Source organism: Achromobacter ruhlandii, assembly GCF_902859695.1.
Lineage (GTDB): Bacteria > Pseudomonadota > Gammaproteobacteria > Burkholderiales > Burkholderiaceae_B > Achromobacter > Achromobacter ruhlandii.
Genome location: NZ_CADIJL010000009.1, coordinates 64,095 through 77,035, shown reverse-complemented (window position 1 = coordinate 77,035; position 12,941 = coordinate 64,095). Strand labels below are relative to the sequence as shown.

Annotated in this window: 9 protein-coding genes; 2 read left to right on the top strand and 7 right to left on the bottom strand. The window is 62.1% G+C overall.

Annotation, left to right across the window (positions count from 1 at the left end):
* Positions 1-3: 3 nt before the first annotated feature.
* Entirely contained in the window at positions 4-885 is an 882-nt protein-coding gene (locus HV742_RS13390; protein ID WP_059269900.1) for an alpha/beta hydrolase family protein, read from the bottom strand.
* A 115-nt stretch (positions 886-1,000) separates the two neighbouring features.
* Here HV742_RS13390 and HV742_RS13385 point away from each other — a divergent pair, with 115 nt between their 5' ends.
* A complete protein-coding gene (locus tag HV742_RS13385; protein ID WP_049074734.1) occupies positions 1,001-1,891 on the top strand; it encodes a LysR substrate-binding domain-containing protein in 891 nt (296 codons plus the stop codon).
* Between the two features lie 25 nt (positions 1,892-1,916).
* On the opposite strand, the gene HV742_RS13380 is transcribed toward HV742_RS13385, so the two are convergent.
* The 6 genes from HV742_RS13380 to HV742_RS13355 form a co-directional block, all read right to left on the bottom strand.
* The gene (locus tag HV742_RS13380; protein ID WP_175145619.1) at positions 1,917-3,593 is read right to left on the bottom strand and encodes a sensor domain-containing diguanylate cyclase; all 1,677 of its coding nucleotides are present in this window, start codon (positions 3,591-3,593) and stop codon (positions 1,917-1,919) included.
* Between the two features lie 681 nt (positions 3,594-4,274).
* A complete protein-coding gene (locus HV742_RS13375; RefSeq protein WP_254601122.1) occupies positions 4,275-5,807 on the bottom strand; it encodes a surface lipoprotein assembly modifier in 1,533 nt (510 codons plus the stop codon).
* A 168-nt stretch (positions 5,808-5,975) separates the two neighbouring features.
* Positions 5,976-6,860 carry a hypothetical protein gene (locus tag HV742_RS13370; RefSeq protein WP_254601119.1) on the bottom strand — a complete coding sequence of 295 codons (885 nt, stop codon included), beginning with the start codon at positions 6,858-6,860 and terminating at the stop codon, positions 5,976-5,978.
* A 254-nt stretch (positions 6,861-7,114) separates the two neighbouring features.
* A complete protein-coding gene (locus HV742_RS13365) occupies positions 7,115-9,838 on the bottom strand; it encodes a TonB-dependent siderophore receptor (protein WP_254601118.1) in 2,724 nt (907 codons plus the stop codon).
* A gap of 208 nt (positions 9,839-10,046) precedes the next feature.
* On the bottom strand, positions 10,047-11,042 hold the full coding sequence (locus tag HV742_RS13360; RefSeq protein WP_175145617.1) for a FecR domain-containing protein: 996 nt from the start codon (positions 11,040-11,042) through the stop codon (positions 10,047-10,049).
* 16 nt (positions 11,043-11,058) lie between these two features.
* Positions 11,059-11,580: a sigma-70 family RNA polymerase sigma factor gene (locus HV742_RS13355; RefSeq protein ID WP_175145615.1), complete on the bottom strand. Its 522-nt coding sequence runs from the start codon at positions 11,578-11,580 to the stop codon at positions 11,059-11,061.
* 532 nt (positions 11,581-12,112) lie between these two features.
* Between HV742_RS13355 and HV742_RS13350 the strand changes: the two genes are divergently transcribed.
* Positions 12,113-12,940 carry a hypothetical protein gene (locus HV742_RS13350; protein ID WP_175145613.1) on the top strand — a complete coding sequence of 276 codons (828 nt, stop codon included), beginning with the start codon at positions 12,113-12,115 and terminating at the stop codon, positions 12,938-12,940.
* Position 12,941: the final 1 nt, after the last annotated feature.

Genomic DNA, 12,941 nt, shown 5'->3' with positions numbered 1-12,941 from the left:
TGCTTATTGCTGCGCCTGGCGAGCCCGCCGTTCGCGCAACACCGCCGCGAAGAATTTCTGCGCGGCCGGCATGACTTTGATGCCCATGTGGGGCACATTGGGAATCTGATCCAGCGTGGCGCTCACGCCCGCCGCTTCGAAGCTGGCGCGCAGGCGTTCCAGCCGCTCGGGCCGGGTGCGGCCGGCGTCGTTGGCGCCTTCCATGTAGTGCTTGCCGCCGGGGCGATGGGTGATTTCCCAGGTTTCGAGATCCGCCGCGCCGACCACCATGTGGATGGGGACCTGACGCAGCGCATCAAGGTTCAGCGCCTTGCCAAACCGCGTCTCCATGTCGGCGACGCCCACCCACCACTTGCGCGCGGTGTCCAGCAGCGTGACCGAACCCGGCGCGCCGATCGATGCGGCCCAGAGCCTGTCGGGGTGCAGGTAGCAGAAGCGATTGGTGAACTGGCCGCCGCCCGAATAGCCAAAGAGGGCAAAGGTGTCGAAGTTGCGGCCGTACTTCTTGCCGACCTCGGCGACCATATCCAGCAGGATCTGGTCATAGCGGATATCTCCTTCAAGAATCTGCTTGTAGCCGTCGCCGTTGCCATCGCCCAGCACGCCCACCGGAAACAGCGGCGCCAGGATGACGCAGTCGTTCCAGCGGCCAAACTCGGCAAAGCTGTTCCGGTAGGTTTCCATCGCGCGGTTGGACCCATGCACGACCACCACGAGATCCACGGGACGCGTTGCGTCTTCGATGGATTCGGGAACGTAAAGACAATAGGCGAAGCGTTTGTCGCCCGCATGGGCATAGACCGTTGTCGGTCCTTGGTCGTATAGACGCCGCGCGTTTTGCCGCGCCAGCAGGTCGGCCTGGGAATCCGGGGTAGCAGTGCTCATGGTCTACACCATTCAATGAGAAGACCCGCAGTATCCGCCAGTGCCTATACAAAGAAAATCTAATTTAGTTTTAATTAGAGTAAAGTAAATCTTTACCTAAAAATCGCCTCGCGCCATGAGCAGCATCCGGTTTCTCAGAACATTCATTGCCGTCGCGGAGGAGGGCAGCTTTGCCGCCGCGGCCGACCGGGTCGCGTTGACCAGCGCCGCCGTCGGTCAGCAAATGCGGGCGCTTGAAGACGAAATGCGCCGTACGTTGTTTGAGCGCAATCACAGACAGACGAGTTTGAGTCGCGACGGGACGCTGCTGCTTCCGCGCGCCAGGCGCCTGGTGGCCGATTACGAAGCAATGCTTGAAGACCCGGATCGGGATTTGCGCATGGAAGGCGAAATCACCGTGGGCGGCATCATTTCGGCCATGGGGCTGCTGGCCAATTGCCTGGTGCAGCTAAAGGCCATCCATCCCAAAGTGTCGGTCACGCTGACCAGCGCGCGTTCTGATGAGCTGGCGCCGCTGCTGCTGGCCGGCGAGCTGGACGCGGCGGTCGTGGTGAAGTCGCCCCGGCAGGAATTCAAAGGGCTGAGCTGCTCGCGGCTCTATGACGAACCGCTGATCCTGCTGGCCAGCGCGCAGGCCCATGCAAAAACGCCGGACATCACCGAGCTGCTGGCCACTCAGCCCTACATCCGCTATGACCGCAATACCGCCACCGGTTCCAAAGCCGATCGGGTGCTGCACCGATTGCGAGTCAAACCGCAGGAAATCCTGGAGCTGAACTCGATTCTTGGCATTGCGGCGCTGGTGCGCCAGCAAGTGGGCGTCAGCTTGGTGCCCTTGTTGCAAAACGTCCATTGGAACAAAGACCCGGCATTGAAAGTGCTGCCGTTGCCGGGGCCACAGGAGTTTCGCAGCATCAGCATCGTGGAACAGGGTCGCAAACGCCATCTGACTGGCGAAATCAACAGGTTGTTGCGCGTGGCTGTCGACCTGCGCGGCCCGCCCTGAGGCAAACCCATGCGTCGGGCTGGCGCTACCTGAAAAACACCGATTCGATCCGGTTCCGGCCGCGTTGCTTGGCGTAATACAGCGCGCGATCGCTGCGGCTGAGCGCCAGTTCCGCGTCGTCGTCGTGCGTGTGCAGCGCGGAAATGCCGATGCTGACCGTCAGCGGAATGCGCTGTCCGCCCGTCAGATAGGGCGTATCCGCGATGCGGCGCTGTACGTCGTGGGCGAACAGGTGCGCGCTTTCGATGTCGGTGTCCGGCAGCACGACGGCGAATTCCTCGCCGCCGATGCGGCCCACCAGGTCGATCTCGCGCAACTGGGCACGCAGCATGCGGGCGAAGTGCTGCAGCACGCCGTCGCCGATGGCGTGGCCCCAGGTGTCGTTGATGTGCTTGAAGTGGTCCAGGTCGCACATCAGCACCGCCGAACCGTGGCCGCCGTCGCTCTTGATGCGCGCAAGCTCCGCGGCGATGCGCGACATGAAATGGCGGCGGTTCGGCAGGCTGGTCAGCGCGTCGGTGGCGGCGAGTTCGCGCAATTCCAGTTCAGCGCGCTTGCGGTCGGTGATGTCCGTGACGAAGCCGTGCCAGACCACGCCCCCGCCGGCCTCGCGGCCCGGGCTGGCGTCGCCCAGACGCCACCGCACCCCCTGTCGCGGCAGGCAAACGCGGAACTCCAGGTGCCAGCGCGTGAGCGCGGCGGTCGCCTGCTGCAGCGATGCCCGGTAGGCGGGCAGGTCCTCGGGATGGACGCGCTGTTCGATCGCGGTGGCGCTGGCGCGCACGTCGTCGGCGGTCAGCTCGAACATGTCGCGGATGCCGGCGCTGACATACGAGAACCTCGCGCCGCCCTCGGCCACGGCCTGGCACTGAAAGACCAGGCCGGGCACGGCGTCGGTGAGGTTGACGACCAGGTCCGCCGTGAGCTTGAGGCGTTCCGCCAGGGCGCGCACCGCGCTGATGTCGGTGGTGGTGCCCATCATGCGCAGCGCCTTGCCGGCCTCGTCGCGACTGACCACCTTGCCCCGGCTGCAGATCCACTTGTAGCTGCCATCCTTGCAGCGGATGCGATGCTCGACCTCGTAGCTTTCGGTCTTGCCGTCGAAATGGTCCTGCATGGCGGCTTGCACGAAACCCAGGTCGTCCGGGTGCAGGCGCTGGTAGGCGTCTTCGATGCGGGTCGTGAGTTCGGACTCGGAATAGCCGAGCAAGGCCTTCCAGCCGGGCGAATAGGTGATCTCGCCGGTCACCACGTTGCGGTCCCAGACCCCCGTGCCGCTACCGGCGATGGCCAGCGACAACTTCCTGGCTTCCTCCCGCCAGGCGATTTCGTCGGCGCGCTCGCGCGTTTGGGGGGCGATAGCGGTCGCCGCGAGGTCCGCCAGGTCTTGCAGGGTCTGGCTGTCTTCATCCGTGAAAGCGCGATCCTGTCCGTGCAGCAGGCGCACGCTACCCAGCAGGCGTCCGTCGGCGGCGCGGATGGGGGATTGCATGGACCATGGCTGCGGCGAAGCGGGGGGCGTGCCGGCCATCGCCTCGCATGCGCACGCGGCGTCGGCGCGGGCAACGATTGCCGTGTCGACATTGAACAGTCGCCGCGCCAGGCGCGCCAGCCGCTCCAGGGCGCCGTCGGACCCGCCATGGCCGCTGCCCACGCCCTCGCCAGGAGGTCGGGTTGGAGGCGGATCGCCGATAACGGGCATTTCAGGACCTGATCAATACGGGGTTCGGCGGTACAGCCGGGACGCGGGTGCCCGATATTCTGTCACGTTCCTCGCGAAAATTGCATCACTTTGGCAGTGATGCGGGGCGCGTCACGAGACTTTCCGGCCGAGACTACCCGGCGGAGGCGCGCTGGCGCGTCAACGCCGATCCGGCCTCCCAGTGTATTTGCCCATGCTTCCCGGCATTGAAATCCTGGATTGCCAGGACGATCTCCGCTTGAAAATTCATCACAAACGGCCTCGATCGGCGTGAAAGTACGGACCGGAGACCGTTCTGGCTTCGATTCCGTTAGCCCGGTTCCCGCCGAAATTCTCGACGCGCATGCTGATCGAAGACGCGTTCAAGGCCGCCAATGTGCAATTGCCGATAGCGGCGGAAACGGATAGCGCGGAGTCGCTCCTGGCGGTCTCCGGGGATGGGCAGCTTGGGACATCGTTCCTGAAACGGCGGCGACGGGCTTCGAGCGCGGCAATTTCGTCCCTATCACGCAGCCGGAATTGTTTCGACAACTCCGCTTGCCGTGGCCGAAGGGAGCAGGGGGGACTCGCGCCGCGACGACTCTCGCCTGGATGCTCAAGGAGATATCCATGGCAGTGAGAAAGGGCCAGAACGTGTGAGCGTGGACGGATTGTTGTCCTGGTCGCCGACACGGATGCTGTTTAGAACCGCCTCTCCAGCATCAGGCTGACCTCGGTCCGGTCCCGCGCATACATGGGCAGATTGCTGGTGATCTTGAGGTAACTGAGGTTCAGCTTCGGCTCCAACCCGGCGATCTTGAAGTCCGGCGTCCAGACCGAGGCGTCCACGCGCAGCTCATGATCGCGCCGCCGCTGATTCAGGAACAGGGCATAGGGCGCCTCATACGCCTGTCTGCCATAGCGGGCGCTCAAACGCGTGCCCAACATTTGCCCGAAGGTCTTGACCACGCCCAGCTGCGCCCAGGGAAAGCGATAGGTGTATTCGCCCGCCGCCACCGCCTCGCGCTGCAGCCCGACGCTGGCGTAAGCCAACAGCGCGGGCGAGAACACGCGGATCGCCGTCAGCGACAGCACGTCCAGATGGCCGTCGTAGGCGGCATAGGCCCGGTCGTCATAGCCGCGCTTGAGCCACAGCCAGGCCCCCATCAACTGCCACCCCGGCGTTGGCCGCCACCCGTACTCCAGGCTCAAGCCGCGGTTGTGGCTATAGCGCCGGCTGCCCATCCAGCTGCGGCCCGCCTGGGGCGTCGCCGCAAACCATCGCGTGGCGTCCTGCCACTTGTAGCCGCCGCGCAAGGTCAGGGAACGGTCGCTGTAGTCGCGTTGCACGCGATACGCGGTGCCGTCGATATCCGCGCCCAGCGTGTAGTAGTGATGCCCGCCGAGATTGCGTTCGATATTGGCGCTGCCGCTGTATTTCACCCCCCAATCCGCCTTGGGCAACGCGTCGCGGCCCTTCGCGAACGGCACCCACAAGGGACCTTGCCGTGTCGCGACCGGCAGGTACAGCATCGGGTCGCGGTTGGCCGAATTGACGTTGTTGCTGTAGGCCGCGCCCGCGCCCAGGCGGAAATTCCAGCGGCGCTGCTGCGCCAATGCCTGACGGTAAAGCATGACGCTGTGCTGCGCCGCCGGCTCCAGCGACCCCAGCCGCAGGTCGGCCAGCTCGGCGTCGGACTGCGCGAATTGGCGATCCTCCATCAGCATGGTGGCCAGTTCCAGCCGCACGTAGCCCAGGTCGGGATGCTGCGCCACCAGCCGGCGGTACAACGCGATGGCCTCGGCCAGCCGTCCATCGTGGCGCAGCAGCGCGCCATGCACGTAGTCGCGCAGGATCGGATCAACGCCGGCCATCCAGGGGTAGAAGCGCAACACCCGGCGCAGGGTGCTCCAGTCCTCTTGCAGCATCGCCTGGTTGAGGATGCGTTCGGTCAGCCTGAGGTCGTGGGCCAGGTCCTGGTCGGTCAGTTCGACGGGCGGCTGGGCCGGTTGGGTGGGCGGGCGGTGCGTGATGGCGGGCGTGGGGCGAGGGGGAGGGGGGAGCGTCGGGGTGTCCGGCTCCAGGGGGCGGACGGGAGCGGGCAGGACGGCGGGTGACGGCGTGGCGGGTTGGGCCTGGAGCGTAAGCGGGTAGCCCGTGACCAGCAGGCTGATGACGATTGCCGTGAACAGTGAATGACGGCGAGAGGGGTTGGACGAGAGAGGGTGCGGCACGGGTCTTCCGGATGCGGCGGCTTGAATAGGCAAAAGGACTGCAGGGGAATCCCTGCAGTCCGTGATGGGAAAGATCGCAATTCAGCAATGGCGGTATCAAATAGAAGTGCGACTGAAGTGATATCTATTCAATATTGAAACGGCGCCTGTTGGATCTTTACGTGATAGTTACTGTTTTGCGCCGATGACAGCGACGGAGCCGATGCGCTCCGGCAGGCCTTCGATGGAGCCGGCAATCTCGGCACCTTGCGGGCCGAAGAGAGTCAGGCTGTAGGTTGGGTTGCTCGTCGGACCTTTGATGGCGTTCCATGCCGCAGGATTACTGACGTCAGCATTGGTGATGGTGACATCGCCATCGAATACCAGGCCGTTGCTGGTAGTGGCCAGCGCGGTGGGATCCAGCTTGCCGTTGGTGATATCGAAGAAGATGTCCATGCCAGTCGATGACTGCGATGCTGGAATCTTGAGTTCGTTCAATGAGAACGACCCTTGACCCGTAGCAGTACTCGGTCCGGTTACTGCCACCTGATAGTCGAACATGCCGCGCGGGAAGTTGCTGAAAGTCACGCCGGCATAGCTGTAGGTACCATTTACAAGCGTGCCAGGCATGGTCTGTTCTCCGACGACGCTCTTTACGAAGTGGCGCGCTTCAGTGCCTCGCGAGAGATTGACCACCGCTGCCGAGTAGTTCTGGCGATAGACGCGGTAGACAACGGGCGCCCGGGCCGACGCCGAGCCATCGTTGGAAGTCAGGCTCAAGTCATCGTTGTGGCCCTGGCCACCCTTGCCGTTCTTGCCATACAGCGTGAAAGGCTGCAAATCCTTCAGGTCGAACAGGTTGGCGACGCTGGTGCCGGCCTGGCCCGGTACCGTTACGGCGGTCGATGGGCCGTAGGTCTGGCCGTTGTAGTTGAACGATCCGAGATAGGACACTTCCGGATCCTGATTACTGGGTTCGTTGAGGTCCAGTTGATTCCAACCGGCAAAGGCGGTGCTGGCAAAACCCAACGCCAGCAACGCGGCGGAAAGGTGGCTGAGCGTGCGCATAGACATGATGACGTTCCTTGATAGAAAGGGTGAACAAGCCTCGCGGGAAAAATTGATCGGTTCAGAGGCTTGATGCCAAGTCCGGCGAGATTGACCCGCCGGATGTCCGTGTGCGATGGGTTTCGGACGGTGGCAATGAAGAGGACACGCTGCCCACCCCTAAAGGGCAAAGCGAAACGACATAGCCGCACCGGTATCGCCGAAGATCGGACGAACTCCTGGCCGAGAGTGGCTCCCTGCGGGGTTTGCCCGTTGAACCGTCACAGGCGATAACCCAGCGTCAAAAGCGCATTGCGCGGCGCGCCCGAAATGAAGGATCTTTCGTGTTGGTAGTAGACCTTGTCGAACAGGTTATTGATGTTCAACTGCATGCTGAAGCGTTTGTCAATCTGGTAGCGCGCCATCAGATCGACCACATAGTAGGGATTCTGATGCATCAGATAGTCTTGGTTCCGGGCAGTGATGTTCACGGGAATCCACGTGGACTGTGTGCGGCTCTGCCAGCGAACGCCCGCGCCCACCGTGAGCCGCTTGATGCGGTAGGTCGTAAATAGCTTGAGGGATTTTTCGGGTGCGCGATAACTATTGGTGTAATCGTCGCGGGCTGCGAGCAGCACTTCACCTGCCTTCAGGGGAGGCGGGATCTGCTTTTGTTTTACATAGCCCGCCGACACGTTCCAGTTAGGCGTGATGGCGCCCGTAACATTGAATTCCCAGCCATAGACTCTCCAGCCGTCGTTATCGGTGCCAGAAGCCGCAGGGTCATTGGTCTGGTGAGGAAAGTCCTTCTGTCGCATTCTGAAGTACGACGCAGCCACATTGAGCCTATCGTCGAAGAACGCGCCTTTGACGCCTCCCTCCTCGGTGATCGAACGCACCGGGGGAAGATAATCGCCGGTCATAATGTTGGTTCCGCCATTTTCATCCGGATAGCGGATATAGGACGTGGCATAGCTGCCATAGGCATTGATCTGAGGCGTTAACTCGACGATCAAGCCTGCGTACGGCAGGAATTTCGGACGCATTGTGGGATTGCTTTTGTTGGGCAGGAAGGTCCAGCCTGGCCCGCAATTTCCTTCGAGGCAGTCGGTCTCGACATGGTCTGCTTCCGTATCCTTGGCCCAGCGGCCACCCATGATCAGATGCACGCGATCAATCGGGCGCAGGTGGCTGGAAAAATAATATCCAGTCTGCCGTGCTTTCGTCGTGTAGCGCTCGCGGGCGGTGTACATGTCCTGTCCCAAATCCTCCCAGGTCTCGGGAGGGCGGTTGGTCCAATCCGCGATAGGGGCGGCATTGGTGGGAAAGAGAGCACGACAGCCGCGACGGGGATTGCACCTATCAAATGAAAGGGTGGAAGAATCGGATGTGCCAGTGCTGGCGTATCCGCCATAGACCATGTGGTGCAGGTTGTAGGCATTGGCCCCGAAGACAAACTCTTGCCGTCTTCCCAGTAGCTCGATACTGCCTTTCAAATGCACGTCAATGGCATTGATGATGTTCTCTTGATTGTCGCGTTTCGCAACGTAGCTGGCGACTCCTGCCTGGGGTAGGTAGAAGCGGGTGCCCATTTCCCCATAGAGTTTGTCGTCCGTGTTGCTGGCATAGTTGTAGCTTGCCTTGAGAGACCAGTCATCGTTGAAATCATGGTCCCAGGTCAGGAAGAGATTGGTGTAGTTGCGATGCGTATGCGACCAAGGCGTGGCGTTGTTGAAGCTGCGTGGGATGCCCGTGGTGGGAAACACGGTGACGCCTTTTGGCACATCGCGCAGGCCTTCCGGCAGATCTTTCGGTACCCGGCTGTTAAACACTTCCGAAAACCGCGCCAAGCCATGCGGCGAGGCGCCATCGAGTTTGAAATCGAATTGCGTTACTCCCGCGGTGATTCGATTGTTTTCGGTCACATCCAGCTGGCCGATCAGGGATACCGCGCTTCGATCACTCTTGACCCGTTCGACCCAGTGATTGCCTTTTTGTGCGGCGGCCGCGATTCGCACGCGCAACCTGTCATTGACCGGCGTGGAGAAGTCCAGCTCGGCGCGGCGATTGTTCCAGCTGCCGTATTTCAGGTTCGCCGACAGGTGACGATCCAGATAGGGATGTTTGCGCACGAAGTTCAGACTGGCCGAAGCGTCGCCTTCGCCGCCGGTCAGGCTGGTGGAGCCACGAATCACGTCGATACGTTCATACAGAAAGGAATCCTGCATGCCGATGTCGCCATTCGACGAGCCGGACAGGATATAGCTGCTGGCCATGACTCCGTCCATCTGCACCGACCTGACAGGAAAGGTGCGCGAGTAGACCGGTTGGCTGCCAGCGCCTTCAACGCCAGCGGTCACCAGCGTGATGCCTGGAGTCTGGTCAAGCACCTCGCTCAGCGTCAACAACCCCTGATCCTGAATCTGCTGCGCCGTGAACGTGGTGATGCTCTGCGGCGTTTCCTTTGGCGCCAGGTCGAGCTTGGTGGCGCTGGACGTGCTGCTGACGGTGTAGCCCCGGTTGGGCGCGTCGCCTTCGCGGTAGCCGCTGACGGTGACGGCGTTCAGCTGGGTCACATCGGTGGCGTCCTCGCCTGCCGCCTTCGGCAAGCCGCGCAGCATGTAGCGCCCCGGCGCACGCGCCACCGCTTCGAATCCGCTGCCTTGCAGGATGCGGCGGAAACCCGCCTCCACCTCAAAACTTCCCCGCAACCCGGCGGATTCCTTTCCCGCGAGCAGCGAGGCGTCGAACGACAGGCTGACGTCGACCGCCTGCGCGTACTGGTTCAGCACCGTGGTCAGCGGACCGGCCGGGATGTCCAACTGCAAGGTGCTGGCGGCGAGGGCTGCCGAGGGCGTTTGCGCGTGGGTGGCGCGCAGCGGCGTGAAGGCGGCCAACAGGCATATGAGCGTGAGATTCAGCGTGAACTGACGCGCGCCCGGCGCGGCATGGTGCGAGGAGCGGCCAGACGCGCAGGCCGTTGAAGTGGAGGGGTGATCGTGCATGGACATATCGCGGCAGAGTGATTGAACGGGAAGCGAGGCCATGACCGGAACCGGTTCGGTTCGCGTCCATGGCGAGCGCCATCGTCATTGAGGACACGCGACGTACTACGAAAGTGCAAATGCCATTGAAAAAAAATACTTATGTGATCGCTTTTGCGCTTGACCCGTGGCGTCAGGCAAGAGGCCGCCGCCTGCGCCACCGCCCCGGCTACGCCCCTGGGCGCGCCAGCACCGTCACCCAGTAGCGCGTATGCCGCCGCACCTGCACAGGGAAACTGTCCGAGATTGCTTCCAGCGCCTCGTCGGTGTCCCGCAATGAGAAAACCCCGGAGACCCTCAGATCGGCCACCGCCGGATCGCACCGCAGGATGCCGGGCCGATAACGCGCCAGTTCGGCGACGACCTCGGCCAGTGGCCGATCCTCCACCACCAGGCGGCCATGCAGCCAAGCCTGCGTATCCACGGACGCGGCGTCCAGCGGCCCCGCGCCGTTGGCGTCGAACGACACCGCCTGACCGGCGCGCAGCAGCACCGCAGGGATGCGGATCGAAGGGTGATCCTGCGTCTGGCCGGGCAGGATGGTGGCCGACTGTTGCAACACCTGCACCCGCGTGTCGCGGGTATCCAGCCGCACCGTGAAGCGGGCCTCCTGCGGCAGGATGTCGCCATGCGGCGTGCTGACGACGAACGGGCGCGGCATGGTCCGCGAGGTCTGGTCCCGATGGATCTGCATCAGGATCTCGCCGGCACGCAGCACCACCCGACGCCGCGCGTCGCTGAAATCCAGCGTCACGCGGGTGGCGGTGTTCAGATAGAGCTGCGAGCCGTCGTCCAGTTGGAATTGGCGGAATTCGCCGGTCGCGGTCCGCCAGATGTCCGGCTCCCCTGACCGCATGACGCCATAGGCGCCGGTGGTCAGCAGGCCCATCCCCATCAACGACAGCAGGCTGCGGCGCTGTGCGCGCCGGCGCGCGGACGGGGTGAGCACGGCCGTGGCAACATCGGCCGGCACGCGGCTGAAGGCGCACCGCATCTTCTGCAGCCGTTCCCAGGCCTGGCGATGCGTGGGGCTGGCGTCGAGCCAGGCCTGCCAGTCAACGCGATCGCGCGGCGTCGCGTCTTCGGCCATGAGGCAGGCAAACCAGCGGGCGGCTTCGTATACGGCCGATTCCTCGGCGGACGACGGCGGGCGGGACTCGGCCATGCAACCTGCCGGGGGATCAGAAGGCCGCCAGGCAGCAGTGCGCCATGGCGCGCGCGATGTAGTTCTTCACCGTGCGCAGCGAGACATTCAGATTCACGGCGATCTGCGTGTAGGGCAGCCCCTGGAACTGCGACAGCACCAGGGCCTGCCGCACCTTCGGGTCGAGGCCGTCGAGCATGCGATCGAACTCGAACAACGCCTCGCGCACCAGCGCCTGGGTTTCGAGGGAAGGAACTTGTTGCGGCGGCAGAGTGGCCAGGACTTCGAGATAGGCGATTTCCAGCGCCTGCCGCCGGTAGAAATTGGCCACCAGCCGTCCGGCCACGGTAGCCAGATAGGCGCGCGGTTCGCGCAGGGTCGATGTGTCGATGTGGAGCGGTGTGGCGGCGCATAGCACTCGGACGAAGGTGTCCTGAGTCAGATCGTCGGCGTCTTCGGCGCGGCGGACTTTAGTGCGAAGCCAGTTGCGCAGCCAACCGTGATGCTCGCGGTATAGGCCACCGACCTGGTGGGCGGTGGGGGCGAGGCACTTTTTCATGGTGGGTGCGGCGGGGGATGAAGTGCGAATGGGAAGTGTTTTGTTTTTATAGTCGATGGGATAGGGGGATGGGCGGGGGGCTGGGGGAAATCGGGTTTGTCTGAGGTGGGAGGGCACCGTCGTGGCTGTCGGGGAAGTGCTTGGTCAGCTTAATGTGGGTCACTGATGTGATTTGGCAAGGACCGCTTCCGGCCAACAGCAGCTCTTCAACCGGACCAGTTAGATCTGCAGGAAATGGTCGGACATGGTCCCTGCGCAAGGTCAACGAAAATGCCCCCTGCGAAGTGCCCGCGGCGGGGCAAGCGAAGAGACTCTTGGCCAAGCAGTTGGGCGTTCCGGCTCAACCCATACAGTTCGGGGTACCAGAGGGACGTTCCGAGCACACGAGAGCACCGGCTCAGCGTCGACCCTGAGCGGCTGCGGTCAGCCGCGCACGCGGTTTAATGACCTAGCCAGAACTTCGCTTATCCTGTCGACAGCGGTACAATCCTTACCGAGTCGCAAATAGAGAAATTTATCAAGAAGAACGTTAATGTGGTCGAGAAAAAAAAGAGAGCCGCAGTGTGAATTTGGCCAATACGAAGAAGTTTGGGGAAGCCATCGTGGTAACTGTAGGAGGATCATTAGGATCACCGCAGAATATATTGTTCTGGTTGATAAAAACAATAATATCGACTGGGAAACGACAGATGCTTACGAAGCGGCGCGATCGCCCAACGATAAAAAGAATTTCGAAAAGACGCTCAGTCAATGCTTGATTGCCGAGCATAAACCGACAGGCGGTCTGAGAGAAGCCTCCGTGCTGAGCTTCAAAACGATTGTTGGGGAGGCGGTTGTCAACTGCCTAGAGAGTAATTGTGAAGGCGCGATCGAAATCCTGGAGCAGGCAGAAGCGTTCCGCCTGGACCGAGTCGTCGAAAAATCCCGTGAATGGTATCTGAGCTTCACTATACTGCTCACGGCCATCCTGATTTCAATCGCGTTAATTGCAAATCGGAGCAATATGCCACTTTATGAAGGCATTTTGCGGAGTGTCAATGTCGGCGCCTGGGCGATTGCTGGAGCGTGTCTTTCTATAATTCTACGATCAGGACACCTGCAGCACGCCAGTTATGCCGGGAAGTATCTGCATTTTGTCGAGTCAGGATGCCGCCTCATCGGTGGATTTATTACTGGGCAGATTGTCTTGTTAGGCATCAAATCGGGAATTATATTTTCCAGTCTGGTAGTGGAAGCGAACTCCCAGTACATTATTCCTCTTCTGGCGTTGTTAGCTGGTGCAAGCGAGCGCTTTGCGCCATCCATCATCACCCGAGTCGAGGATGCTGCTGCAATTACTGACCCAGTAAAGGAGAGTTAAA

Excerpts from the sequence above, each read along its gene's own strand:
- HV742_RS13370 (WP_254601119.1), bottom strand. The coding sequence starts at position 6,860 with ATGTCTATGCGCACGCTCAGCCACCTTTCCGCCGCGTTGCTGGCGTTG.
- HV742_RS13380 (WP_175145619.1), bottom strand. The coding sequence starts at position 3,593 with ATGCCCGTTATCGGCGATCCGCCTCCAACCCGACCTCCTGGCGAGGGC.
- HV742_RS13385 (WP_049074734.1), top strand. The coding sequence starts at position 1,001 with ATGAGCAGCATCCGGTTTCTCAGAACATTCATTGCCGTCGCGGAGGAG.
- HV742_RS13360 (WP_175145617.1), bottom strand. The coding sequence starts at position 11,042 with ATGGCCGAGTCCCGCCCGCCGTCGTCCGCCGAGGAATCGGCCGTATAC.
- HV742_RS13355 (WP_175145615.1), bottom strand. The coding sequence starts at position 11,580 with ATGAAAAAGTGCCTCGCCCCCACCGCCCACCAGGTCGGTGGCCTATAC.
- HV742_RS13365 (WP_254601118.1), bottom strand. The coding sequence starts at position 9,838 with ATGCACGATCACCCCTCCACTTCAACGGCCTGCGCGTCTGGCCGCTCC.
- HV742_RS13350 (WP_175145613.1), top strand. The coding sequence starts at position 12,113 with ATGTGGTCGAGAAAAAAAAGAGAGCCGCAGTGTGAATTTGGCCAATAC.
- HV742_RS13390 (WP_059269900.1), bottom strand. The coding sequence starts at position 885 with ATGAGCACTGCTACCCCGGATTCCCAGGCCGACCTGCTGGCGCGGCAA.